The sequence below is a fragment of the Gilliamella sp. B2889 genome (assembly GCF_026536885.1).
GTDB lineage: Bacteria > Pseudomonadota > Gammaproteobacteria > Enterobacterales > Orbaceae > Gilliamella > Gilliamella apicola_E.
Genome location: NZ_JAFNNF010000005.1, coordinates 64728 through 91294 on the forward strand (window position 1 = coordinate 64728; position 26567 = coordinate 91294).

At 34.6% G+C, this 26567-nt stretch carries 25 protein-coding genes; 12 read left to right on the forward strand and 13 right to left on the reverse strand.

The annotated features are described in order from the left end of the window. Positions 1 to 2: 2 nt before the first annotated feature. Genes J3U09_RS08585 through flgB form a run of 5 tightly spaced genes read right to left on the reverse strand, consistent with a single transcriptional unit; the run spans position 3 to position 3548 of the window. A complete protein-coding gene (locus tag J3U09_RS08585) occupies positions 3 to 752 on the reverse strand; it encodes a flagellar basal body rod protein FlgF (RefSeq protein ID WP_267357874.1) in 750 nt (249 codons plus the stop codon). A gap of 14 nt (positions 753 to 766) precedes the next feature. After that, positions 767 to 1978, reverse strand: a complete 1212-nt coding sequence (gene flgE, locus J3U09_RS08590) for a flagellar hook protein FlgE (RefSeq protein WP_267357876.1) — start codon at positions 1976 to 1978, stop codon at positions 767 to 769. Positions 1979 to 1994: 16 nt separating this feature from the next. After that, positions 1995 to 2675, reverse strand: a complete 681-nt coding sequence (gene flgD / locus J3U09_RS08595) for a flagellar hook assembly protein FlgD (RefSeq protein ID WP_416380057.1) — start codon at positions 2673 to 2675, stop codon at positions 1995 to 1997. A gap of 52 nt (positions 2676 to 2727) precedes the next feature. Continuing rightward, positions 2728 to 3135 (reverse strand): flagellar basal body rod protein FlgC, encoded by a 408-nt coding sequence (flgC, locus tag J3U09_RS08600; RefSeq protein ID WP_416380058.1) that lies wholly within the window; start codon positions 3133 to 3135, stop codon positions 2728 to 2730. A 2-nt stretch (positions 3136 to 3137) separates the two neighbouring features. After that, a complete protein-coding gene (flgB, locus tag J3U09_RS08605) occupies positions 3138 to 3548 on the reverse strand; it encodes a flagellar basal body rod protein FlgB (RefSeq protein ID WP_267357882.1) in 411 nt (136 codons plus the stop codon). Between the two features lie 150 nt (positions 3549 to 3698). On the opposite strand from flgB, the gene flgA reads away from it, so the two are divergent. The 5 genes from flgA to flhA all read left to right on the forward strand — a co-directional run bounded on the left by flgA (position 3699) and on the right by flhA (position 8549). Beyond that, positions 3699 to 4361 carry a flagellar basal body P-ring formation chaperone FlgA gene (gene flgA, locus J3U09_RS08610; protein ID WP_267357884.1) on the forward strand — a complete coding sequence of 221 codons (663 nt, stop codon included), beginning with the start codon at positions 3699 to 3701 and terminating at the stop codon, positions 4359 to 4361. A gap of 78 nt (positions 4362 to 4439) precedes the next feature. Further along, positions 4440 to 4727, forward strand: coding sequence for a flagellar biosynthesis anti-sigma factor FlgM (gene flgM / locus J3U09_RS08615; protein WP_267357886.1), 288 nt, complete (start codon positions 4440 to 4442; stop codon positions 4725 to 4727). 22 nt (positions 4728 to 4749) lie between these two features. Continuing rightward, positions 4750 to 5184, forward strand: coding sequence for a flagella synthesis protein FlgN (locus J3U09_RS08620; protein WP_065562519.1), 435 nt, complete (start codon positions 4750 to 4752; stop codon positions 5182 to 5184). A 137-nt stretch (positions 5185 to 5321) separates the two neighbouring features. Then, complete coding sequence (flhB, locus tag J3U09_RS08625; RefSeq protein WP_267330837.1) at positions 5322 to 6452, forward strand: flagellar biosynthesis protein FlhB; 1131 nt, start codon at positions 5322 to 5324, stop codon at positions 6450 to 6452. 15 nt (positions 6453 to 6467) lie between these two features. Then, positions 6468 to 8549, forward strand: coding sequence for a flagellar biosynthesis protein FlhA (flhA, locus tag J3U09_RS08630; RefSeq protein WP_416380059.1), 2082 nt, complete (start codon positions 6468 to 6470; stop codon positions 8547 to 8549). Positions 8550 to 8583: 34 nt separating this feature from the next. Here flhA and J3U09_RS08635 read toward each other — a convergent pair whose 3' ends face one another. The 3 genes from J3U09_RS08635 to J3U09_RS08645 all read right to left on the reverse strand — a co-directional run bounded on the left by J3U09_RS08635 (position 8584) and on the right by J3U09_RS08645 (position 12344). Continuing rightward, positions 8584 to 9966 (reverse strand): NCS1 family transporter, encoded by a 1383-nt coding sequence (locus J3U09_RS08635; protein WP_220225460.1) that lies wholly within the window; start codon positions 9964 to 9966, stop codon positions 8584 to 8586. Between the two features lie 42 nt (positions 9967 to 10008). Continuing rightward, positions 10009 to 11376 (reverse strand): allantoinase AllB, encoded by a 1368-nt coding sequence (gene allB / locus J3U09_RS08640; protein WP_267357890.1) that lies wholly within the window; start codon positions 11374 to 11376, stop codon positions 10009 to 10011. Between the two features lie 332 nt (positions 11377 to 11708). Continuing rightward, on the reverse strand, positions 11709 to 12344 hold the full coding sequence (locus J3U09_RS08645; protein ID WP_267357892.1) for an NAD(P)-dependent oxidoreductase: 636 nt from the start codon (positions 12342 to 12344) through the stop codon (positions 11709 to 11711). Between the two features lie 177 nt (positions 12345 to 12521). Here J3U09_RS08645 and J3U09_RS08650 point away from each other — a divergent pair, with 177 nt between their 5' ends. From J3U09_RS08650 to J3U09_RS08665, 4 genes are all read left to right on the forward strand, one after another. Then, the gene (locus tag J3U09_RS08650) at positions 12522 to 12857 is read left to right on the forward strand and encodes a winged helix-turn-helix transcriptional regulator (RefSeq protein ID WP_267357894.1); all 336 of its coding nucleotides are present in this window, start codon (positions 12522 to 12524) and stop codon (positions 12855 to 12857) included. A gap of 208 nt (positions 12858 to 13065) precedes the next feature. Continuing rightward, a complete protein-coding gene (locus J3U09_RS08655; protein WP_267357896.1) occupies positions 13066 to 15486 on the forward strand; it encodes an AAA family ATPase in 2421 nt (806 codons plus the stop codon). After that, positions 15479 to 16570, forward strand: coding sequence for a 5-methylcytosine restriction system specificity protein McrC (locus tag J3U09_RS08660; protein WP_267357898.1), 1092 nt, complete (start codon positions 15479 to 15481; stop codon positions 16568 to 16570). The genes J3U09_RS08655 and J3U09_RS08660 overlap by 8 nt, the downstream gene beginning before the upstream one ends. Before the next feature lie 80 nt (positions 16571 to 16650). After that, positions 16651 to 16755: a winged helix-turn-helix transcriptional regulator gene (locus J3U09_RS08665; RefSeq protein WP_267357900.1), complete on the forward strand. Its 105-nt coding sequence runs from the start codon at positions 16651 to 16653 to the stop codon at positions 16753 to 16755. A gap of 87 nt (positions 16756 to 16842) precedes the next feature. Here the strand turns inward: J3U09_RS08665 and J3U09_RS08670 are convergent, their stop codons facing one another. Continuing rightward, a complete protein-coding gene (locus tag J3U09_RS08670; RefSeq protein WP_267357902.1) occupies positions 16843 to 17373 on the reverse strand; it encodes a hypothetical protein in 531 nt (176 codons plus the stop codon). A gap of 192 nt (positions 17374 to 17565) precedes the next feature. Between J3U09_RS08670 and treR the strand changes: the two genes are divergently transcribed. From treR to treC, 3 genes are all read left to right on the forward strand, one after another. Next, entirely contained in the window at positions 17566 to 18522 is a 957-nt protein-coding gene (treR, locus tag J3U09_RS08675; RefSeq protein WP_065733630.1) for a trehalose operon repressor TreR, read from the forward strand. 162 nt (positions 18523 to 18684) lie between these two features. Next, the gene (treB, locus tag J3U09_RS08680) at positions 18685 to 20112 is read left to right on the forward strand and encodes a PTS trehalose transporter subunit IIBC (protein WP_267342378.1); all 1428 of its coding nucleotides are present in this window, start codon (positions 18685 to 18687) and stop codon (positions 20110 to 20112) included. Between the two features lie 69 nt (positions 20113 to 20181). Beyond that, the gene (gene treC / locus J3U09_RS08685) at positions 20182 to 21855 is read left to right on the forward strand and encodes an alpha,alpha-phosphotrehalase (protein WP_267357904.1); all 1674 of its coding nucleotides are present in this window, start codon (positions 20182 to 20184) and stop codon (positions 21853 to 21855) included. Positions 21856 to 21913: 58 nt separating this feature from the next. On the opposite strand, the gene J3U09_RS08690 is transcribed toward treC, so the two are convergent. From J3U09_RS08690 to J3U09_RS08705, 4 genes are all read right to left on the reverse strand, one after another. Next, positions 21914 to 22723 carry an AraC family transcriptional regulator gene (locus J3U09_RS08690; protein ID WP_267357906.1) on the reverse strand — a complete coding sequence of 270 codons (810 nt, stop codon included), beginning with the start codon at positions 22721 to 22723 and terminating at the stop codon, positions 21914 to 21916. 101 nt (positions 22724 to 22824) lie between these two features. Further along, entirely contained in the window at positions 22825 to 24354 is a 1530-nt protein-coding gene (locus J3U09_RS08695; protein ID WP_220680117.1) for a DHA2 family efflux MFS transporter permease subunit, read from the reverse strand. Continuing rightward, positions 24351 to 25523, reverse strand: a complete 1173-nt coding sequence (locus J3U09_RS08700) for an HlyD family efflux transporter periplasmic adaptor subunit (protein ID WP_267357908.1) — start codon at positions 25521 to 25523, stop codon at positions 24351 to 24353. The genes J3U09_RS08695 and J3U09_RS08700 overlap by 4 nt, the downstream gene beginning before the upstream one ends. Positions 25524 to 25791: 268 nt before the next feature. Next, the gene (locus J3U09_RS08705) at positions 25792 to 26547 is read right to left on the reverse strand and encodes a hypothetical protein (RefSeq protein ID WP_267357910.1); all 756 of its coding nucleotides are present in this window, start codon (positions 26545 to 26547) and stop codon (positions 25792 to 25794) included. Positions 26548 to 26567: the final 20 nt, after the last annotated feature.

Sequence of the window (26567 nt, forward strand, 5' to 3'; positions counted from 1 at the left end):
AATTATGTTAACGATAATATTTGATTGGCTCTTTGTGCATTTTCATCAGCTGTAGTAATTTGCTTCATCTGCATTTCAAATTGACGAGAATGGCTAATCAAATTCACCATTGCAGTAACAGGATTTACATTACTGCCTTCTAATACTCCAGACATCAGTTTTGCGTTAGGATTATCTTGTAATATTGCACCACGATTGTTAACAGGTGTTGCATGAAAAAAACCGTCATCGCCACGTACCAACTCATTAGGTTCAAGGTGAACTTTCTTTATTTTTCCAACTTGAGCAATGGTTGTGCGTTTATCACCTGCACCTAACGCTGATAAAGTTCCGTCGGCACTGATACTAACCTGTGAACGCTGAGGAACTGTTAATACGCCATTATCACCAAGTAATGGATGACCTTGGATATTAAGCGTGCCATTTTCATCAATTTGAATCGCACCATTACGAGTATATGCTTCACTACCATCAGCTAACTGTACAGCTAGCCAATCATCTTCAGATAAAGCAACGTCTAAATCTCGCCCAGTGTAATTAAATGCACCCATTGTTGAATCATAGCTAGGCGTGGTTGCTGCAACCATGGTCCTTGTTGGCATACTATTACCCACAATAGGAACGGCTTTCATTGCCGTTAATTGAGCACGAAAGCCTGCTGTTGATACATTAGCTAAGTTATGACTGGTTATGGATTGTTGATTTAACGTTTGGCTAGCGCCAGACATGGCAGTATAAATAACGCGATCCATACATGTTCCTTAAATTATCTTAAATTAACTAATGTATTAAGAATTTGATCTTGCGTCTTAATGGTTTGAGAATTAGATTGATAATTACGTTGGGCAACAATCATATTAACTAATTCTTGGCTCATATCGACATTGGATGATTCAACGGCACCACTGGCTAATGATCCAAAAGTACCAGTATTGGCTGAGCCTAATACTTCACCACCAGAATTTAGTGTTGAACGCCAGTTATTATTCCCTGCTGACTCTAATCCATTAACATTGGCAAAATCAGCCATGGCAATTTGACCTAATAACATGGTTTGTTGGTTAGAATAAACACCATAAATAGTGCCATCATTGTTAATACTATAGCCAACTAAATCACCTGCTGCGTAGCCATCAACGATAGGGGTTTTTATGCTACCGGCTTCTTTACCCATATTTTGTTGAGTACTGTTTGCAAGTGACAATGTAAAGCTATTATCTTCTGATCCATTTATGCCATTAATATTGATAGTCATTTCTGGATCACTGATTAATTTGCCTGATGAATCAAATTCCATTTTTCCTAATGCTTGTAGAGTTGCATTAGGATCGCTACTATCAAGGTAATGAACATCCCATTGATTATCTGCTGTTTTTACATAAAAAAGCTGAACATTACGTTGATTACCTAATGAATCATAAGTGGTGATAGTGGTTGAATAATTGAATGTGTCAGCATCTGTTGCATTAATGGGTTGTTTTTCAGGAACTTTACTATTTGAATTTAGATTTGTTTGCAAAGCAGCTTTATTGGTTGCTGATGCATTTAACATTTCTTGTGAAATTTTTAATGGACCCGGTGCTGAACCTTGTTGAATTTGTGGTGGAGTACCTGTCGCAAGATAACCAGTCAAATTGAAACCGTCAGCAGATACGATATTACGTTCAGCATCTAATTGAAACTGACCATTACGGGTATAGTAGATTTGTCCACTACTATCAACTAATCTGAAAAATCCATTACCTGAAATCGCTACATCTAAACTGTTGTTGGTTGAAGTTGTTGTGCCGTCATTAAAATTTTGCATAACAGCAGCAACTTTAACACCCATCCCTACTTTTGAACCGGCATAGATATCAGCAAATGAAATACTAGCACTTTTAAAGCCAACTGTTGCAGAATTGGCAATATTATTACCAATAACATCTAATTGTTTAGAAGCGGCATTCATACCACTGATTGCTTGAGAAAATCCCATATAAACTTATTCCCCTTTAAAGAATTTGACGCACTTCGTCAATACTAATTGAACCAAGTATCCCTAAATCAAGTAATACTTTATTATTAACTTTGCTATTAATTACTCCGTAAACAACAGAGTAAGCTAATGGTGTTGATGTGACTTTTTGCCCCTCGTAAGTAGCATTAACTGAAAACGTGTAGCTACCATCTGGAGCTAAAGTTCCATCGTTAAGTTCTCCATCCCAAGTAAAAGAGCTGACACCAGCAGGGATGGATCCAAGATCGACTTCTCGTACAACATTACCATTTTCATCTTTTATGGTGATAACAACCGAATCAGCATCACGCATAAGTTCAAAACCAAACGGCGTAGTAATGGTCTCTTTATCACTTTTTGAACCATCTATTTCTGAAGTTGCGACTAATATTTTATTACCAGGAACCATAACGCCTTTACCAATCATATTGCTCGCGCTGACTGATAAACTATCGTCAATCTGCCCTGAAACCATACCTAACGTTGTATTAAGTCGTTCAATTCCTGCTAGCGTATTAATTTGCGCCAATTGAGAGGTTAACTGACTATTATCCATTGGATTAGTTGGATCTTGATTCTTCATTTGGGCAATAAGTAATGTTAAAAAGTTATCTTGTAATTCCTGACTAGAATTACCATCAGATGAACCTTTCCTCACTGCTTGTGGACTAGCCATATTTGACGATTCTGAAACTGGTACATTCGAAATACCCATGAATTAAGCCCCTTTATTGCCCTAAGGTAAGTGTTTTAAGCATTAAGCTTTTTACGGTATTAATGACTTCCACATTTGCTTGGTAGCTACGAGATGCTGAAATGGTATTGACCATCTCTGCCACTACATCTACATTAGGTTTTTGAATGTAACCTTTCTCATCAGCTAAAGGGTGCTTAGGATCATAGACTAAATTCATTGGTGATGGGTCTTCGATGACCTCAGATACTTTTACTCCAGCTACGCTATTGGGATAATTATTATCATCGACTCGGAAAATAACTTGTTTAGCTCGATAAGCTTGACCTGAAGTACTTGTAACACTATCAGCATTTGCTAAATTACTCGCACTAACATTCATTCGTTGAGTTTGTGCCATTAATGCAGAACCAGAGATAGAAAAAATAGAGAAGCTCATAATGGTTATCCTTGCTGTAATACGGATACTACATTTTTAAATTGTTCACCTAAAAATGTTAAATTACTTTGATAATGGATACTGTTATCCATAAAAGCTGTTCTTTCTTGATCCATTTCAACAGTATTACCATCAGCAGATGATTGATAAGGAATGCGATACAGAAGTTGATAATCTGCTGAGCGGATAGTGTTGGTTTGGATATGCTTTGCTGATGTTATATTAAGCTTTATATTATTAAGCGTATGTTGATTATTGATAGCTTTTTTTAATTCAATATTAAAATCAATATCTCTAGCTTGATAATTAGGCGTATCACTATTGGCAATATTGGTCGCAAGTATATTTTGTCGTTTTTCACGAACACTTAATGCTTGTTGATGAAAGTTAACAAAAGTATCTAATTTATTTAGCATAAAATCATCTCATCTTTTTTTATGTAGAGAATTTTAAGCAAATCAAAAAAAAATCATCGTATAAATAACGATAAAAATTGCCCTTATTTCAACATTCAATAAATAAGCTGATAAAGTAAAATTTAGTTACCAATAATGTTGTGAACAAATATGTCTCAGTTTATAAAATATCTAAGCCTTTTAGGTGTGTTGTGTAGCTCAAAAATAGCTTTGGCTAACTCAATGGAAAAACAGATTAGCGATCTAATCTATCAACAAATTAGCGAAGCTAATATTGATAATATTGCTATTGATTACCTCACTTTGAAACCTCAGTTAAATTGTGATTCACCAACATTTGCGATTTTAAATAAAAATAAGCATTGGGGTAATTTAACCATCACTGCTAAATGTGAAAATATCACTAAATATATTCAAGTTTATGTTGCTGTTACTGGGAGTTATGTTATGGCGAATCAGCCGATAAGTGCAGGAACATTAATGACAGAGCAGCAAGTGAAAATGCAATCTGGGCGGTTAGATAAATTACCACCTGCTGTAATTTTGAATAAATCAGAGGTTATCAATCATATTGCTTTAAGAAATATTAATAATGGTGAGCCAATTAAAAATTCAATGTTACAGAAAAATTGGCATGTTAAAGCAGGTCAAACTGTAAAAGTAATTGTTAATGGTGAGGGTTATTCAATTGCTGCTAATGGCAAAACACTAAGCAATGGTGCTTTGGGTGAATTAATAAATATCAAACTTAATACAGGCAATATTGTTCAGGGTGTTGTTACAGAAAAAGGTATCACAATTTTAAACAAATAAAATTAATGATTTTCTGATTTTTGCCGATAATTAGATTAAACCTCCCCTATAAACCTCAACGTTAATTGAAGGAATTTTATGAGTATAGATGCAACAAAAATGGTTACCGCCGTATCAGGGGTACTTAATCGTATAAATGAGCAAAATAAAAAAACTAATGCATCTGTGCAAAACTCAAGTAACTTAACGTTAAATGTTAAGTTAAGCCAAAATACTATAACAATGTTGCATTCAACTGAAAATGATATCGATATTAGTAAAATTGAAAAGATAAAACAGGCCATTACTGAAGGTAGATTAGTGATCAATCCAAATAAAATTGCCGATGAAATTATTAAGCAAACTTTCGAAAATATTGAAATCTAATTGATTTTGAAGGAATGTCGTCATGTTAGAATTAGATAACATTTTTAATAATGTAACAGTTATGTTACAAGCCCTGTCAGATATTTTAGAAGCTGAACAACAAATATTATTTAAAAATAATTCAGTAAATCAATTGAGTGAGATTATAAACCAAAAAAGCCAATTACTTATTGAGTTAAAATTACTTGATGAAAAAAGACTAAAAGTTAGTCAGCAATGCAATATTCAATCACCTTATAGTGAAAAACAAGAGTTAGCATTAAAATGGCAAGCTATCACAAAAATGACTCAGCGATTAGCTCAAATCAATCGGGAAAACGGAGTGCTTATTCAAAATCGAATGAACGTAACGCAACATTCAATAGATTATTTGAAAAGCATGAATAATCCTGCTGTTTATACCCATAATGGTTATCAACAACCAGAAACTATTTCATCTAAACGCGCTAAAGTTTAATCATTTTGAAGTTGTTTTACGGTAAACGAGATAAATAACTATTAAATTAGGGTCTTATTAAGCCAATAACTTTATCAAGTTGCGTTCATACTGTGCTGTAAACGGTAATTAGGCAATAAAATTGATTTAATTAAGATATGGCTGATGATAGTGATCTAGATAAAAGCGAACAACCCACCGATAGCAAATTAAAAAAGGCCAAGGAAAAGGGACAAATCCCACGATCTCGCGAGTTAACATCGTTAATTATTTTGTTGGTTAGTATCCTATTATTTTGGATGATGGGCAGTCATTTTGTTGCTAATTTAAAAACAATTATTCAACACGCTATGTTGGTTGCATACCGAACAGATGATGATAAACAAATTATTTTCAATTTAATTAATTTATTAACTGCTGGATTTTGGTCGATTTTACCTATTTTTTTCGGATTAGTCATTATTGCCATCATTGCACCTATGGGAGTTGGTGGTTTACTTTTTAGTTTGCAATCAATTAAACCCAATTTTGGTAAATTGAATCCGATTAGCGGATTTAAAAGAATGTTTAGTATTCGAATTTTTTCAGAGTTATTTAAAAGCCTGCTTAAAGTTGTTTTAATCGGTTTTGCCGTGACATTGTTTCTAATCAATCAATTTCCAAATATGCTTTCGCTGCCAAATATGTATTTAAATAGTGCATTATCTAACGTTATGCAACTGCTTATTTATTCAGGAATATTAACTATTTTAGCTTTAATTCCTATGGTTGGATTTGATATTTTTTATCAAATCTGGAGTAATTTAAAAAAATTAAGAATGTCTAAACAAGAGATTAAAGACGAGTTCAAGGAGCAAGAAGGTAATCCACAAATTAAAGGCCGCATTCGCCAGATGCAACAAGCAATAGCAAGACGTCGAATGATGAAAGATGTACCAAAAGCCAATGTTATTATCACTAACCCAACTCATTATGCTGTTGCACTACAATATGATGATAAAACTATGTCTGCCCCTAAACTGATAGCTAAAGGTACCGACAATATCGCTATCAAAATTAAAGAAATTGCCCAAGAGCACCGCATTCCACAATTAGAGGCTCCTCCTCTTGCTCGGGCTTTATATCGCTATGGTGAAATAGGACAAACCATTCCAGCCGAACTCTATGCTGCCGTTGCGCAAATTTTAGCCTGGGTTTATCAATTAAAACGTTGGCATAAACATGGTGGTGATAAGCCTCAAAAACCAACGAATATACCGATCCCTGAATCTTTATCCGTGAATGAGTAAAAGTAAATCTCTATGATGAAATCAAAATTAGCCAATTTATTATCAGTAAATCTATCAAAAAGTGGTCACTATCGAATTTTAACAGGGCCAATGCTTATTTTATTGATTCTTTCAATGATGGTATTACCTTTACCTGCATTTATATTGGATCTGTTTTTTACTTTTAATATTGCATTATCAATTATAATTTTGATTGTTGCCTTGTTTACTAAGCGGGTTTTAGATTTTGCAGCGTTTCCTACAGTTCTGCTTTTTGCAACGTTATTACGACTATCTCTAAATGTTGCTTCAACTCGGGTTGTACTGTTAAAAGGTCATACTGGTAGTGATGCAGCAGGTAGAGTTATTGAGGCTTTTGGACATTTTTTAGTGGGCGGTAATTTCGCTATTGGTATTGTTGTCTTTATTATTTTAGTGATTATCAACTTCATGGTAATCACTAAAGGTGCTGGTAGGATAGCTGAAGTTGGTGCTCGCTTTGCGTTGGATGGTATGCCGGGTAAACAGATGGCAATTGATGCTGATCTCAATGCTGGATTAATTGGTGAAGATGAAGCCAAAGCACGGCGCGCAGAAGTTACACAGGAAGCCGATTTTTATGGCTCAATGGATGGTGCGAGTAAGTTTGTACGTGGTGACGCCATCGCTGGATTACTAATTATGGCCATAACCATTGTTGGTGGATTATTAGTTGGGGTAATGCAGCATGGTATGACATTTTCAGATGCGAGTAAAACCTATGTATTATTGACTATTGGTGATGGTCTAGTTGCACAAATTCCCTCACTGATTATTTCTACCGCTGCGGGTGTAATTGTGACTCGGGTTACCTCACAAGAAAACATTAGCGATCAAATGCTCAAACAGTTATTTAATAATCCTCAAGTATTAATATTAACTGCGGTTGTTATTGGTTTGCTTGGACTTATTCCAGGGATGCCAAATTTAGTATTTTTAATGTTTACTGCGGTATTATCAGTAATTTCTTGGTGGTTAACCAAACAAAAGAAAGTTGAAAAAACAGTTGCTACTCCACCAAAAAGTGTTGTAGCGCCAACAAATGTTGACGCTTCATGGTCTGATGTCAATATTGAAGATATCTTAGCGATGGAAGTTGGATACGGGCTCATTCCTATGGTTGATCAAAACCAAAATGGTGAATTACTTGGTCGAATTCGTAGTTTGCGTAAAAAGTTTGCGCAAACATTAGGCTTTTTACCGCCTCAAGTTCATATTCGCGATAATCTCTCGTTATCACCTTATCAATATAAAATTTTTATAAAAGGTGGTGAAATTGGTCAAGGCGAAATAATGAATAATAAATGGTTAGCGATCAACCCCGGCACAGTAACCGAAACTATCGAAGGCATTGAAACTATTGAGCCGGCTTTTGGTTTACCTGCTGTTTGGATAGATGAAAATGACAAAGAAAATGCACAAATATTGGGTTACACTGTTGTTGATACTAGTACCATGATTGCCACCCATTTCAATCATTTGTTACATCAATTTGCCAGTGATTTATTGGGACGATTAGAGACACAAGAATTATTGGATCGAATAAAGCAGGATATTCCTAAATTAGTCGAAGATTTTATTCCTGACGTAGTGCCTTTAACTACTTTTCATAAAATTCTACAAAACTTACTTTCTGAAAAAGTGTCGATTCGTGATATGCGCACAATTATTGAGACGATTTGTGAACAGGCACCAAATCAAAATGATGCCTATCATTTACTCAGTATTGTTAGAATAGCGCTAGGGCGTGTGATTACCCAACAATGGTTTCCTGGGACGGAACCGATAAGAGTAATTGGATTAAATATTGATTTAGAAAGAATATTACTGCAAGCTTTGCAAAATACTAGTAATGTTGAACCGGGACTAGCAGAACATATTCTTCAACAACTCAAACAAGCATTAAATCAGCAAGATGCAATGGGAGCGCCGCCTGTTTTATTGGTTAATCACACATTAAGAGCTATGCTCTCCCAGTTTTTAAGACCTAATTTTCCTCAATTAGCCGTGTTATCTAATTTAGAAATACCTGATAACCGAAAGATCCAAGTGACATATCAAATTGGCAGTGAATTATGATAAATTTACTGCACAATATTGATCGTCATTTAATCTATTTTTTTTCAAATATTGTCCCTTTTTTGAAAGGTGAGTTTTTAAATGAGAATTTGGTGAGCAATATATAACTTATACCACCAACAACAAAGCCGACAATCCATGTTAAGCTCACTTCATAAAATGCAGCTGCTGATCCAATAAGCATCGCTAGAATAGCAGCGGGGTTAAATCCAGCAAATTGACCGTTGTTATCATATAGTGTATTTACATCAATTTTTTGGCGACGTAACAGATAGTATTCCACCAACAAAATTGCCACAATTGGTCCCAAAAATGCGGAGTAAATTAGAATAAATAAGCCTAATCCTTTTGCTGAGGTATCCTGAACAAGAACCCAAGGAAAAGAAGCAATAGCTAATAATCCTGTAATGGTTACTGCTACTTTATATTTAGCTTTTGTTAATAGCGTAATTACGTAAGCTGGTGGGATGATATTAGCAACGATATTTACAGCAATGGTGCCTAATACAATAAAGGATGATACCACGATGGTGATATATGGATTATTTACTACAATCGCAAATGCTTTAACTGGATTAGAGTTACCTGTGACTGAAGCTAACATCACACCAATAGTAATAATAAAACCGTAAGCAACAAAAATTGGTAGAAAATAGAGGAGCCCCCTTTTTCTATCACTAAAACCAGCTTTTAGTTCTCGTGAGTAATCAGCTGCACTAAGAAAAATTGCAGCGTAATTACCTAAGAACATCATAATGAAGCCGCAGAATGGTAATCCCCAAGTTCCTTCGGTATTTACCCATTTGTCTATAATAATTTCTTGATGATTATTGAGTAATATAATAAAGACATAAATTAACGCACAAAGAATAACAATTGAAATTAACGTTTCTACCCATTTTATTGCATGGAATCCATAAAGCGACAAAGCGATTTGGAAAAATTGTAAAATAAGAAAACAGATAAATATATTATTAAAATCACCATTAGATAATATTCTAATAATTTCATTGAGCGCAGTTGCACCTATCCAACTTTGAAATCCATACCAAACAATAGCAGGAATACCACGGAGTAATGAAGAAATAATAGCGCCTTTTATACCAAATGACATGCGAAGTTGTACCACATAAGGAATACCTGTGCGATATCCTAAGCGATCATTAAAAACAAAAATTGTCGTAATAATCAATATTGCAATTAACGTTGCGGCAAAAGTTTGGAAAATATTCATGGTGGCAACACCAGCTACAACTAAGCTTGCACCTAAGGTCATATTACCCAAATTCATACCATCGCCAATCCACATAAAAGAATAGGCTAAAGGATTCATAGTTCGATCTTTGCTAGATTTGGGTAATAAAGAACTATCAATCTGCATCGATGTATTTGGTGATTGTGCTGTATTATTCTTCATGACTTTCCTTCCCTACTTATTTCTGTCGTTTCAATTCCATTATTAACGCCGAATAAATTCACCTCTTGGTGTTGAATTAATACCGGCATTAATTTGATAAATAGTTTTGCCTCGTAATAATGTTTGAACAACTTGTGCACCAATTTGTCGTCCTACATAAGGACTAAATTTATTACGATATTCGAGATCTTGCTCTTTTAATACATAGCTAGAATGAGGTTTAATAAAGATGATGTCAGCATCTTTACCTACTTGAATTGAGCCTTTAGTTGGTAAGTTGTATCTTTCAGCAGGGTTTTTAGCGATGATATCGGCAAATTGTTTTAATGACATCCCCCGTTTTTGTACGGCTTCATCAAACATAATATCCACATTATTTTGAACACCAGAAATTCCGCCCCAAGCATCAAAGGCATTGGCTTTGTCTTTTAAATCGTAAGTACATGGTGAATGGTCAGACACCGCAGTGATGATGTGGCCAGCAAATAGATATTTCCATAATCCTTCTTGAGCTTGCTGATCACGGATTGGTGGTGAACATTTTGCAATTGGTCCAATAGCATCCAATTGGTCTGTAGTAAAATAGAGGTAATGGATACAGGTTTCGCACGTCACATTAATGCCTTCTTGGCGTGCTTTGATAACCTCTTCAACTCCTTCTGGACAAGCGACATGGCATATATGAATCGGGCACCCAGTTTGTTTAGCGAAAAAGATTGCTCGTCGAATTGCTTCAACTTCAGTAAATGCCGGACGGGTTGCTACATATTGTGATAATTTACTTTCGCCTCGTGCTTTAGCTTGTTGTCCTAAAATATCAGTAATTGCGGCATTTTCTGCATGGATAGCTAGCACTTTACCGGTTTTAGCAATTTGGCGCATTCCTTCCCATAATGCGTAATCATTTACATTGGCAAAATCACCGTCAAGGTTTGGATCACCACAGGTTGCCATAAAACATTTAAATGCCGCGACACCTTCTTCGACTTGTTCTGCAATACCATTATTGGTCAGGTTATAAGGAACTAATCCACCATAAGAAGCTACATCGACATAAAGTTTTCCCTCACCAGCAGCATATTTGGTACGAAGAGTTTCGCCACTAGTAGTGGCAGGGAGTTGGTTAAGAGGCATTTCAACAAAGGTTGTTACGCCACCTTTTGCACATGCTTTTGTTCCTGTGATATAGCCTTCCCACTCATGACGAACACCACCTGGTTCACTAATATGAACATGAATATCAACCATTCCAGGACTAACAATCAAGCCATTAGCATCAATAATTTCATTGGCTTGCACTAAATTAGGGCCAATTGCTGCAATTTTGCCATTTTTTATTGCAATATCGGTATAAATTTCGCCAGATTCGAGAATGACAAAACCATTTTTAATAATGAGATCGTACTGCATAATAATTTTCCCAACTGAATTGATTACAAATTAGACATATACTAATTCATATTATCAGTATTATTTGTTTTATCAAATTTTCATAATAATCTTTATATTTATGCAATAAACGTGCCACAAAATCAAAAAGTAAGTCATAACTGACATGATTTGGTTTTCTTTAAGTGTAGTTGCACTAAAATGATCCATTTAAATGAGTTTGGTTAATTTTTTTGCATCATTTTGGGTGATTAGATAGGAAAATCGAATAAAACATTGGAATGATTTGATTATGTGCCTTACATTAAAGTAAACCTTTTAGGTATCGCTATTAATGTAAGGTCTTGAAAATATTATTTAGTAGCTACAGTAAAACGTTGTTTAATGTGTTTTGCATTCTCCGCTTCATCAATCATCGCGATTGCATAATCAGCATAGCTGATTTGACTTTTTCCTTGGCTATTAACCAAAATTTGCTCGCCACCAACAATATAATGACCAGTTCTTGGACCATCAGCAATAAACTCAATTGCTGGGCTTAGATAGGTCCAATTTACATCATTACAAGTTCTTAATTGATCTAAAGCTTTTGCCATGTTATTGGCTAATGGTTTAAATTCATCTGGGAAATCCGGAGAGTCAACTAAACGAATAGTATGCTCAGGATTGACATATAAACTACCTGCACCGCCTACAACTAATAAACGATTAGGTTTACCGCTTAAAATATCAGTTAAGTGTTTTAAGCTAGTTTGATGTTGTGGAAGGGTTTCTGGCGTCCATGCTGCAAAAGCATCAATAATGACATCAAAAGGTTTCAAATCTTCATAAGTTAGATCAAACAGATCTTTAACTAGAATTTTTACCTTAGGGTCAACATGAGCGTTGGGATTACGAACAATCGCCGTTACATCATGTCCACGCGCAATTGCTTCTTTAACTATCAGACTACCTGACTTACCACTAGCACCAATAACCGCAATTTTCATTTTTTACTCCTTTATTAATTTATAAGTATTGTTTGATTCAGGTTTTAAATTGGAAAAATCTTTTAACAATTTGATATTTTTAGGTTAATATTCTAAGTATCTATTGTAAAGTAGGTACCAAGAAGTAATATAGTTACCAAAATGATACTGATATTGAATTTAAAGGATTTTTAACTAATGTCACTCAACGGAATTTTACCTCCTTGCCCTGTCGAAATTACCCTTATGTTAATGGGTGATAAATGGAAAGTCTTAATCGTTCGTGATTTATTAACAGGTACAAAACGCTTTGGAGAATTAAAAAAATCACTAAACGGTATATCTCAAAAAGTCTTAACTCAACATTTAAGAACAATGGAAAAAAACGGCTTAATCAGCCGAAAAGTCTATGCCCAAGTACCACCTAAAGTGGAATACACATTGACCGATGTCGGGCAAAGTTTAAAACAAGTGCATGATGCTATGTTAGCGTGGGGAAGTGCTTATAAATCAAAACAAAGTGCTAGTAAATAGGTTTTATTTGAAAAAACGTTAATTTTTTATGTAGTGTATGATGATTGTTTTTATTTAGGGTGTTAATAATTATTTTGAATTTTTTTGTAAATTAGACTTTTATCACATATTTAAATATATTTGTTCACTACTTTATCTAAATTTAAGTAAACTTTTTTCTAATTTCAACTTTGCTATAGATCGTCTAAATATTTGAAAGGATAAAATATTGGAATCAATAAGAACATATTGGTTTTTAGGTGCTAAATTTAATGGTAGTAAAGACCAAACAGAACGTTTTGTTAAATTAGGTATTTGGGAAAATGGTTATGATAATAAACATTTAAATACTGTACGTAGTATTAATGTTGGAGATCGTGTCGCAATCAAATCCACTTATAATTTAAAAAAAAATTTACCTTTTGATAATAAAGGTCTAGCTGTTTCGGTAATGGAAATAAAAGCTATCGGTACCGTAACTCATAATCATGATGATGGGAAGTTATTAGAAATTGATTGGCAGGAAACTAACTTATCTAAAAAGTGGTATTTCTTCACAAATATAGCAACTGTTTGGGGAGTGAAGGATGATCATTGGCTTTCAGAGCAACTAATTAACTTCACATTTTATGATAAGCCACAAGATATTGATTATTTTAGGAATGCGCCGTATTGGAAATCACGCTACGGCGATGAGAATGCACGCGATACACATCCCCAATTATTTAAATGGATCCCTTTTTATGAAGCCATCGCCAATAATCTATTAATTTATCAAGACAAAAGTAAACGTTCATCACTAATGAAGTTTATTAATCAGCTAGCAACAGAGTTTAATCTCTCCTATTTACTCGATAAAGGTTTACAGGATATTTGTCCTTTTACCGCATTAGGAACATTTAATCGACATATCAAAGAAGTGACAAGGAAAGAAATCGCTAAGAAGTGGGCTGAATTTCTTAAAATTGAAGAATCTATTCCTAACTCTTTTGAGGGTATTCCATTACTTAATAATCAACTTTCTTGGTTTTTTACTAACTCCGAAAATCAACAACAAGAAATTGATAATTTATGGGATTTTTATGCCGTTGCATTGAATTTTTCTAATTCTGATGAAAACTCTCAAGATGAGTTTAAACAAAAATTTGACTTGGTTATGTCACAACCTTATTGCTCATGGCAATTAACCAATGGTTTATTTTGGATTCGCCCAAATGCTTATGTGGTATTAGATAAATTTTCCAAAAGTTATATTACCGATGACTTAGGTTTGATAAAAGATAAACTGTTTTCTGAAGAACATTTTAATGGTAATGATTATCTTAAGTTACTTGATGATTTGGCGGTGAGATTTACCGAAGATTACTTCCCTATTCATTCTTTGCCTGAACTCTATTTAACGGCATTACGCAAATATAAAAATCGAAAATCGAATAATGAAGGTTCAATATCAAATAATCAATGGCAAATTAAATTATTACAATTAATTAGAGAACTTTGTCAAAAAAATGGAACTGATGTTTTTCAACGTAAAGAGTTTCTTAATAAATATCGAGAACAACTTGAAGAAGAATTTCCTAATAATAGTGTAATAGGAGAATCGGTCAGCAATACACTACAAAGATTAAGAGATAAAGATTTCTTACAATTTTTGGGAAATGGAAAATATCGATTACGCAGCGATAATATTGATGAACAAAATGAAGAATTTATTGAAAGTGATGATGATATCGTTGAGCAATTATTAGTTAAGCAGCCTTATACCTTAAATGATTTAATTCAAGAAGGTTGTTTTGTTGACGAACAACAATTACAACAAATGTTAACAAGCTTAAAAATGAGAAAAAATATCATTTTACAAGGCCCTCCTGGTACAGGTAAAACTTGGCTTGCTAAAAGATTAGCTAATATTGTGATTGGATATAAAGATTCAAATAATATTCGAGCAATACAATTTCATCCGAATATGTCTTATGAAGATTTTATTCGAGGTTTTCGACCTGCCAGTGATGGCAAGCTAGCACTGATAGATGGTCCATTTTTGGAAATTATTAATCAAGCACGCAATGATACACAATCTAAATATGTCATGGTGATTGAGGAAATTAATCGAGGAAATCCGGCACAAATTTTTGGTGAAATGCTAACACTACTTGAAGCGGATAAACGAACGCCAAGTGAAGCATTAGAATTAACCTATCGTCGTGAACATGAAAACGGAATATTTATTCCTGATAATTTATATGTCATTGGTACGATGAATATAGCTGATAGATCATTAGCTATAGTCGATTTTGCACTACGTCGACGCTTTGCATTTTTCACCTTAGCACCTAATTTTGGTGAAAAATGGTTAAATTACATGCATGAAAAAACGAAACTTCCGCTAGAAATACTAGAAAGAATAAAAAATTGTATTAATGCTTTAAATAACTTTATTAGTGAAGAAAGAATGTTGGGCAGTGCTTTTGCTATTGGTCATAGTTATTTAACTCATCACCAAGTAATATCGGATGCATCAATGTGGTATAGAGATATTATTGATTCTGAAATCAAACCTTTATTAGAAGAATATTGGTTTGATGAAAAAGGTAAACTTAACGATGCGATAAGATTAATCACAATTGCAGATAATAATTTAAATGAATAATAAATCAAGACTATCAGTGAATACTACTGTAGGGAAAATACCTATTAAGAACATATGGTTACTTTTACTCTATGCGTCTGATTATTATAAAGAGCTTGATACACAACAAAAAATTGAATTTGAAGATAATCCTGAAAAAATTGTTGAATTAGCTGCCGAACTTTATTGTAAGGCAGTTGATAAACGATTACGTTATTCATTGTCCAACGGCTATCAACCTAAAAAGGAAATTTTAACCAGAGTTAGAGGAAAAATTGATTATCTAAATACTTCGCGCAAATTATTATTAGAAAAGGGAAGAGTTCAATGTTTTTATGGTAATTTAACGATTAATACTCCCAAAAACCAATATATTCATAGTGCGGCCTATGTTCTATTAAATCAACTAAAAAATAACCATTTAATTGAAAAATGTAAAAAAATAACGAATCGTTTTAAAGAGTTGAAAATAGGTCGATCCAAAAATTACAACCCAATAATTGATCATTACAATAGATCCAATCTACAAGATAATCTTTTAGTTTCTGTCTCACATTTAATTCATAGTTTGTCAATTCCAACTGAATTACTAGGGTTAGAAACTGTCAATAAATTAGAAAAAACAGATGCTTGGTTGAGATCATTGTTTGAAAGAGCAGTAATCGGTTTTTGTCGTGCCAATCTTAATCCAAATGATTGGCAAATAATATCTGGTAAAAGATTTACATGGCAATGTAAACAATCAACAGTCAATATTGATAAGTTTATGCCCATAATGATAACTGATCTAATTCTAGAAAATAGTAAAGCTAATTACCGCTTAATTGTTGATACTAAATGTACATCTATTTTTAAAAAATCAAGCCGTTCGTTTATAACAGATCATTTATATCAGCTCTACGCTTATGTAAGAAGCCAAGAAAAAATTGGAGACCCTTTATCGTTTTCAGCATCAGGTATGTTACTTTATCCAACAGTGGATGAATCAATAAATGAACATACCCTAATTCAAGGACATCAATTAAATTTTTCTACTATTGATTTAAGACAAGAAAACTTGAAAATTAAGGATTGTTTACTGTCTTTATTAGCTCAAAGTACATAAGCAATCTACATCAAGATTCGACACCATTAGAATGAATTGATGCATTCAATCGTAAAGTTTATTATTAAGTATCACCTAAAGTGGAATACACATTGACCGATGTCGGGCAAAGTTTAAAACAAGTGCATGATGCTATGTTAGCGTGGGGAAGTGCTTATAAATCAAAACAAAGTGCTAATAAATAGGTTTTATTTATAAAATAATTTTTCTATTTATACATAAATAATGTTAGTAAACTAATAGCATGATTTTCATTAAGCAGAAAATTATGGCTAATTAGCCTCAAATTTAGAACAAATGAAATAAAATTCATCCGGCTTTGAGTCTTTATCCTGACCAATAATGATTGTATCTGGGTAAAGGTTATTGTCAGTAATAGGGGTAATTTCCTTTCGGAATATGTCGGTATCATCCAAAGGAATGGGTTCTTCACAGCTGCGTAATATAGGGTTAACCTCAATCAATTTAGCGAACTTGTACATATCACCTTTGGCTTTAGCATAAAAAGATGTGACAAAATTATCGCTTTCATAACGAATCATATTAACCCATACATTCTTAACTTTGATAGGTTGCTCAAAATAGTATTCGATTTCATTTATACTATCATGTTTTTTTATAGTAATTTTTTGTTTTGCAAGTTCAGCAATGATCTTTTTATCTTCTATGGCAAAAGGTTTTGACTGACATAATAATGCGGATCTGAATTGTTCTGTTGTAGTCTTCGTATCATCACTAGACGCATAGCCAGATAAACTCAAAAAATATAGCGTGTAACCTAAAAGTAAATATGATTTTTTCATAATTAATTGTCTATGTGAGGTTATTAATGCTTTGTTGATTCTGTTTTATTCCTCTGTCAAATCTCAATCCAATTATAAATGAAGAATAAGCAATAGTTAATAATTTTGATATTAACTTACAAGCCACCCTATCGCCATTTTGTTAAAACTATATTACTATGATTTAATTGATTTTCATTCTAAAAATTGATTATGAATAAGCCATCACCGAATTTAACCATTAAAGATATTGCCAAATTGAGCGGGGTAAGTAAATCCACTGTTTCGCGAGTTATTAATCACGACCCAATGGTGAAGGAATCGACACGTAACAAAGTGATGGCAATTGTTGAACAATATCAATTTACCCCATCCAAATCAGCTAGAGCAATGCGTGGTTATGGTAATAAAGTGATTGGTATAATTGTTACTCGCCTTGATTCCATATCCGAAAATCATGCAGTTCGAAACATGTTGCCTGTTTTTTATGCAAATGGGTATGATCCGATTATTATTGAGAGCCAATTTAGCCCGCAAAAAGTCGAAGAACACCTGACAATGTTAAAAGAAAAGCAAGCTGACGGTGTAGTAATTTTTGCTTTTACAGGATTGAATAGCTCTCGACTGACATTTTGGCAAGATAAATGTGTGGTTATTGCTAGGCCTTTTTCTGATTATACTTGCATTTGTTATGATGATGTAGGGGCGGTAAACAAAGCATTAACCTATTTATATCAAAAGCATAAAAAAATTGGCTATATTGGTATTACTAAACAAGATCAGACTACTGGTGAATTACGCTACCAAGCGTACACTAATTTTTGTCATACTCATAAACTTAAGCCAAATGCGGTGCTTGGCAAATTAAGCTATTATTCTGGTTATGAGCTTGCCGAGTCAGTATTGGTTGATTCACCAACAGCAATCATTTGTGCTACCGATTCAATTGCTTTAGGCCTAAATAAGTTCTTATCTGAAAAAAATATCAATAATATTGTTGTTATTAGCATTGGTAGTAGTGAGCTGCTTAAATTTTTGTTTACCAAAACGATTACTGTCGATCTTGGTTTTGATAAAGCTGGTACTTATGCTGCAAACGAGTTATTGCAAATACTACAAAGTGGAGCAAAACCTAAAATTATTACGGTTCCTTCCCAAATACTCATTTAACTATTTTTGAGTGATATATTGCCTAAAATTGTGAGGTTTATCACAAAAAGGGAACGTTCCCATTTATTTAAATAATAATTCAATTTATGCTTAATTGTTACCAAATTAGAGTCAAAATAATTAAAAAATTTTGGCTTAAATTGAAAATAAGGAGACTTAACAATGGCAAAAGCACCTAAAATTTCAACAAAATCAATTATGCAATTGATTGAACTTGTTGGAGGAAAAGAAAACATTGCTAGTGTTACCCATTGTTTGACAAGATTAAGGTTTGCGCTTGCTAATCCCAAATTAGCCAATGTTGAAGCGATTGAAGGATTGTCTTTTGTCAAAGGATGCTTTAATAATGCCGGGCAGTTTCAGGTTATTATTGGAACGGATGTTGATAGTTATTACAAATTATTGATTGAACAATTAAATATTGACGAAGCGACCAAAGAGCAAACAAAAGCCGCAGCTAAACAAAATATGTCATGGTTTGAACGGTTAATCTCAAATTTAGCTGAAATTTTTGTACCATTATTACCTGCAATGATTGCGGGTGGTTTATTACTCGGCTTGCGTAATGTAATTGGTGAAATGCCAACTATTAACGATAAACCGCTTACTGACACGTATACTTGGTTGGTACCTATACATAGTTTCCTTTGGTTACCGTGTGAAGCGATTTTCCACTTTTTACCGGTGGCTATTTGCTGGTCTACAGTCAAAAAAATGGGCGGTTCTCCTGTGTTAGGGATTGTTTTAGGCATAACACTGGTTTCTCCACAACTGATGAATGCTTATAATCTAGGGAAAATCGTTCCTGACGTGTGGGATTTTGGTTGGTTTACGATTCAAAAAGTCGGCTATCAAGCACAAGTGATTCCATCTATTTTTGCTGGTTTGGCATTGGGATGGATCGAAACTCGATTACGTAGAATTGTCCCTAATTACCTAACTTTAGTGATTGTACCAATCGTATCACTCCTATTAGCCGTCGTCCTTGCACATTTTCTTTTAGGGCCAATCGGACGAATGTTAGGCAATGGTATTGCTTATGTGGTTAAATACTTAATGACTGGTGATTATGCCTTCATTGGTTCGGCAATTTTTGGATTCTTTTATGCACCTTTGGTTATTACTGGAATTCACCATACTACATTAGCTATCGATATGCAGATGACAGAAAGTATGGGCGGCACACCGATTTGGCCAATCATTGCTTTATCCAATATTGCTCAAGCTTCAGCCGTTGTTGGCATCATTTTGATCAGTCGAAAACATAATGAGCGCGAAGTTTCCATTCCTGCTGCTATATCCGGCTATCTAGGTGTTACTGAGCCAGCTATGTACGGTATTAACTTACGCTATAAATTCCCAATGTTCTGTGCCATGGTTGGTGCAGCTAGTGCTGGCTTAATCTGTGGTTTATATGGTGTATTATCTAATGGTATCGGTGTGGGAGGATTGCCTGGTATCTTATCAATAAAACCAGTTTATTGGTCAATTTATGCCTTAGCAATGCTAGTAGCGATTATTGTTCCGATCGCATTAACCATCATTGTTTATAAAATAAAACAGAAAAAAGGCACACTAAATATCCAATAATGATTATAAATAGTAATTCACCCATTTTATGTGAATTTAATTTTACTGATTAAAAATAAAGAGTAAGCAATGAATAAAATAGATATCCCGTGGTGGCAAAATGGTACTATCTATCAAATCTATCCCAAAAGCTTTCAAGCCAGTGGCGCGGGTTCAACGGGGGATTTATTAGGCATTATCAGCCGATTAGATTATCTGAAAAATCTGGGCATTAGTGCGATTTGGTTAACGCCAATTTATCCTTCTCCGCAAGTTGATAATGGCTATGATGTATCAGATTATTATGATATCGATCCGGCTTATGGCACGATGCATAACTTTGAATTATTGGTGAAGCAGGCGCATGAACGTGATATCCGGATTATGATGGATATGGTATTTAACCACACTTCAACAGAGCATCCATGGTTTAAATCGGCCTTAGATAAAACCAGCCCATTTCGATCGTTTTATATTTGGAAAGACGCCAAAGCTGACGGATCAGAACCCAACAATTGGCGATCTAAATTTGGCGGCAAAGCCTGGCAGTGGCATGAGCAATCAGGACAATACTATTTACACCTGTTTGCAAAGCAGCAAGCCGATCTCAATTGGGAAAATCCAACCGTCCGCCAAGAGATTAAAAACGTCTGTCAATTTTGGGCGGATAAAGGGGTTGATGCATTAAGGTTGGATGTGATCAATTTGGTTTCTAAACAGCAAGACTTTCCGGATGACGTACAAGGTGACGGACGAAAATATTATACGGATGGCCCGAAAATACACGAATTTTTACAAGAGTTAAGTCGAGATGTTTTTCAACCTAATGGTTTAAAAACCGTGGGTGAAATGTCGTCCACTACGCTTGAAAACTGTCAAAAATATGCCGCATTGGATGGCAAAGAGTTGACCATGACGTTTAATTTTCATCATTTAAAGATTGATTATCCAAATGGGGAAAAATGGACGCTGGCTAAACCCGATTTACTTGAACTCAAAAAGATACTTGGCTATTGGCAAGTGGGTATGCACGGTAAAGCATGGAATGCGATTTTCTGGTGTAATCACGATCAACCCCGCATTGTGTCACGTTTAGGTAATGAAGATCAATACCATAGCGAATCGGCCAAAATGCTGGCAATGATTCTTTATGGGCTACAAGGCACGCCGTATCTTTATCAAGGTGAAGAGATCGGGATGACCAATCCCCATTTTACCGATATTTCGCAATATAAAGATGTGGAAAGTCTTAACATCTATCAAGAAAAAATTGCCGAAGGGATGTCAGAGTCTGATATGTTAGCGATTCTTGCCAGTAAATCCCGAGACAATAGCCGAACGCCAATGCAATGGGACAACACCGCCAACGCCGGATTTAGTCAAGGTAAACCTTGGATTGAGGTGGCAAACAATTACCCGAAAATCAACGTTAAGGCAGCGCTTGATGATCCCAATTCAATCTTCTATTGCTATCAAACTTTAATCAAAATACGCAAAACATACCCGATTTTTATTTTCGGTGACTATCAAGATCTAACGCCTGATAATGCTGATTGCTGGTGCTATGTCAGACATTGGAATAATCAAACGTTACTTGTGATAGCCAATCTGACCGAAAATAGGGTTAAATGGCAAATACCTAAAGCATTAGAAAATAGTTCTTGGCAAAAATTGTTAAGTAATTACTCAAATCAAACAGAGTTTGAAGGTGAAATGGTATTACAGCCTTATGAAGCAACGTATTTGTTGCACGAAAATAATTAGCAATTTTTAACATACTAAAATTAACGCAGAATTGAATGGTTCAGCTGGGTATAGTGAGTTACTTTTCTGCTGGCTTTTGCAAACAATAAATATGTTTACCATGTTTATTGTTTGGCAATTTTTGATTATAAATTAACGCTCGTTTCAGCTCTGAGGGTCTTAATCCGAAACTTGCAACACAAGTTCGGCTAAAGTGAGCTGAATCGGCAAAGCCCATATCATTAGCTAAAGTTGTTAATGTTGCCGATGCGTCAAGCGTGTTAATAACATCACGCAATCTTTTCCATAACAGGTAGCCTCGGAAATTGATACCTAGATTTTCTCGAAATAGATGTAAAAAACGACTTTCGGATAAATAAATTTTATCAGCAATTTCTTTTGAGGATATCTGTTTTACCGGCAATAACGAAATTATTGAGGTCGCTTTAACTATGCGACTATCTTGCCGACAAAGACAACTGGTATTAGGGCGATATAATAGATTAACAATATGCTCGATATCGAATACCTGTTTATTTTCAATAGTATGTATAAAATATTGTGCCAGTATTGAGGCTTCTTCACGCGATAAACGATAAATAGGATCGTTTTCGGTAAAATGTGACAACAAATGAAAATAAGGCGCGTCGGGTTCGAGTAAAAAATTGATAGCGCAAGTTGTATTTAATTTATGTGACAGATTTGAACGAATAATAAAACCAAATTCACGATACTTTTTATCTTCTGTTTCTAAACTTAAAAAAATATCGTTTAGTGATATCGTTAATTGTAAACAAGGATGGCGATGAAAATCGGTATTAACGTTATGGAGAAAGTACAAAGTTGCTGAGTCTTGTTCATCTAATTGAATCACTGAATCAATATGCAAAATCCGCTCTCCTGCTTATTTTATATCTGAATACTATACCACTGATTGATACTTTACTCCTGCCACAAAATAAAAATCACGTTGATTTAATTAGCCAAGTATCAATTAACCTTCACTGAAGATTTTGCTAACCATACTATACCAATTAAACCTAAAAATATCATACCATATAGCCAAAAAATTTCATTAATGCCAATTAATAAACCTTGATTGGTAATCTGTTGTGCCAGCATAGCTGATACTTGCATGTTAGATAAATCTAGTTGATTGAATTGTTGATAAGTGTAATTTAATGTTTGGGAATTTTGATAAATTATATCAGTCAATTGACTATGATGAATCACTTCACGACGCTCCCATAAAGTAGCGGTTAACGAGGTACCAACTGATGTCGACAACGTTCTAAAAAAGTTAAAAATACTGCCGGCAATTGCTAATTTATGAATGGGAATATCAGATAAAATAATAATATTTAAGGGCATAATAAAACACGCTATCGCAAAACCTTGATAAAACTGCGGCCATGCTGCATCAGCAAAAGTCATGTTTGATTCAAATGTATATGCTCGCCAAAAAAAACAGAGTGCAAACACAATAAAGCTAAACGTCACCACTTTACGCATATCAACATTTGAAGCAAATCGGCCAATTATTGGCGCAAGAAAAATAGGAACCAAACCAATTGGCGCCAACACTAAACCGGCGTAAGTTGCAGTATAACCAAACACACGTTGTAATAATTGTGGTTGAATAACCAGCGTGCCAATATGGAGTAAAAATGCCAAACTGATACAAATTGTGCCAATGGTAAAATTTCGGGATTTAAAAACGGATAAATCAATAATTGGATAATCTGTTGTTTGTTCCCAAATAATAAAATAACTAATAAAAACAACAGCTAATACAGAAAGAATAATAATCTGATTAGAATTAAACCAATCAAGCTCTTTTCCTCTATCTAATACCAGTTGTAAACATCCCACGCCAGCTATAAATAAAACTAATCCAATCCTATCAATGGGTAATTTGCTGGTAGCCGTTTCACGATCTTTTAATAAAAGGTGAACACCAAACCAAATGATGATCCCGAAAGGAATATTGATTAAAAAGATCCATCCCCAAAAATAATTATCACTAATCCAACCACCTAGAATTGGACCACAGATTGGCGCAATAATAATTGTCATTGACCATATGGCTAATGACATATTTTTTTTGGCCGGCGGGCAATACGCTAATAGCAAGCTTTGCGATAGAGGGATGATTGGTCCAGAAACCATACCTTGCAATAATCTTGAAAAAATCAGCATTGCTAAACTATTTGAAATACCACAAAGCCAAGAGGTGACTACGAAAAATAAGATAGAATAAGTAAATAATTTCACTTCACCAAAACGCTGAGCTAACCATCCCGTTAAGGGGATCGAAATAGCATTAGCAACGGCAAAAGAGGTGATAACCCACGTTCCTTGCGAATTTGAAGCACCAAGATTACCCGTAATGGTTGATAACGCCACATTAGTAATTGTTAAATCCAAAATCTGTAAAAACGCGATTACCGCTAATAAAATAATTAGTAAGATAAATCTGATGCCAGTTAAAGGCAATGAGGACGCTTTACTTTGATTCATTGAATAATCTGCGTAGCGTAGAAATTGGTTTTTACAATATCCTCAACGAGCTGCTCAAATTCAGTTTCATCAAAAGAAAGTGAATCCGTTTGATATTTTATCGTCTTCGCTGGAATATCGGTTAAAAGCTTACCTGACGTATCATGCGTATCCACATTAACATTCATTGATAAGCCTATACGTAATGGAAATTGTTTAAGTTGCGCTTTGTCTAATTCAATCCGTACCGGTAAACGTTGAATCACTTTGATCCAATTTCCTGTCGCATTTTGTGCAGGTAGCAAAGAAAAAGCGCCACCGGTTCCCATCGCAATACCACTTATCTTTCCTTTATACTCAACTTTTTCACCATAGTAATCACTTTCTAAGGTAACTGACTGACCGATACGAATATCGTTTAACTGTACCTCTTTAAAATTTGCTTCTACCCATACTTGATCTAATGGAACAATAACCATTAAACGCTCACCTTTAGTCACTTGTGTACCAACTTGGACACTTCGCCTCGCGACATACCCAGTTACAGGTGCGGTGATTTTGGTTCGCTTTAAGTTAAGCCAAGCTTGTTTTAATTTAAAAATTGCTTGCTGAATACTTGGTTGTTCTAATAATGGCGTTTTCATTAGTAGCGCATTATTAATGGCTAATTCATGCTGAGATATCTTTAAATCATTAATAGCAAAATCGACATCTTGCCTTGCATGAATAATCTCTTCTTTTGAAATAACCTTTCGTGACCAAAGATTCTCCCGGCGTTCAAGATCTTGCTTAAGCTTGTCTAAGGTGACTTGTTTTAACTGAATGCTGGCTGAAAGTTTCTCATTTGTGATCTGAATTTGATGCAACTCTCTAATCGCTTTGATTAACGCATTTTTGGCATAACCAAATTCATTTTCTGCATCAACTGCATCAATCGTTGCTATCACATCATTTTGTTGAATAAAATCGTTATTATCGACATTAATCGTCAATATTCCACCATTTACTTGCGCATCAACCGGGACCTGATTACCCATAACATAAGCATTATCAGTTGATTGATTAAATCGACTAAACATAAACCAATAAACGCCATAAGCCAAAGAAAAAAAAAGAAATAATAGCGTTAATATAATCAGCTTCTTTTTACGTTTAATTGGGTGCGGTGGCGAATCTATCTCTTTATCCATACTTTTATCCGTCTAACTACAACATAATTAAGGGTAGAAAACAGTAGTATTAGATAGATAATTGGCTTTGTCTTGAATAAAGTAGCTAACTTGATTTTAAATTGATATAGCTGATTTATTTGAATGAATCTTGGTTAATATATCGACTATAGGATGTAGAAAGCAAAAACAGCAGTTAAAATTCTATAATCGCGATTTTAAAGAGAAATCATTTAACGTGCTTATTGAAACGGTATAGACTCCTCAATCTTTTTTACAGAGATATAAATCAAAAATGTGATTTATGCCTAAAACGAGAGCCAACGGTGGGTAAAAATGTTGCTCCGGCTTTAACATCTAACCAAATTTGCCGATAACGTTGGCGTCGCTTTACTCGGCAATAATTCGCCAATATGGAAAACCCTTGCTTTTCGATTATCCACAGAAAACAGGACTTCCATTTAGCGGCGGTATTGGAGTTAATCCCTAATTGCTGATTAGCGGTTTTAAGGGTTTCACCTTGTAGTAATAAGTCAACAAAAGGCAACCACAGTTCGCAATGAGATAAATGATTTAATTGATATTTTTTGAGCGGATTAAACGTACGTCGACAGCTTCGGCAACGAAAATTAAGGCGGTGACCAATACGAACCGTCAGAGGTGATTCGCAATAATCGCAAGGCATGACGGTTGTACTGAGCAAATCTTTAAGCCATGATTTAAATGCTTGCGCTTGCTGACTGACCTGGTCAGGGGTGGTTTGCTCAAGGTCTAATACCGCTTGATAAAGGTCAGGCTCATGCTGTTCCAGCAATTGTCGAATAACATTATCCCGCCTACGAGCTGCTCGTGGTGATAGGTTGAATTGAGCAGCAATAAAACTGTGGGGCTGAGCCGTTAAGGTATACGCAGCAATATCAATCAGCAATGATGTAGGTTTAAGGCGCTGGCATAAAGGACTTGCTGCAACTAACTTGGGCAACTGATGCAAAAATCGCTCTGCAGCAGGCTGTTGCTTACTCGGTAAAATTGCATGATACATCATTACGCTCCTTATAACGGTAT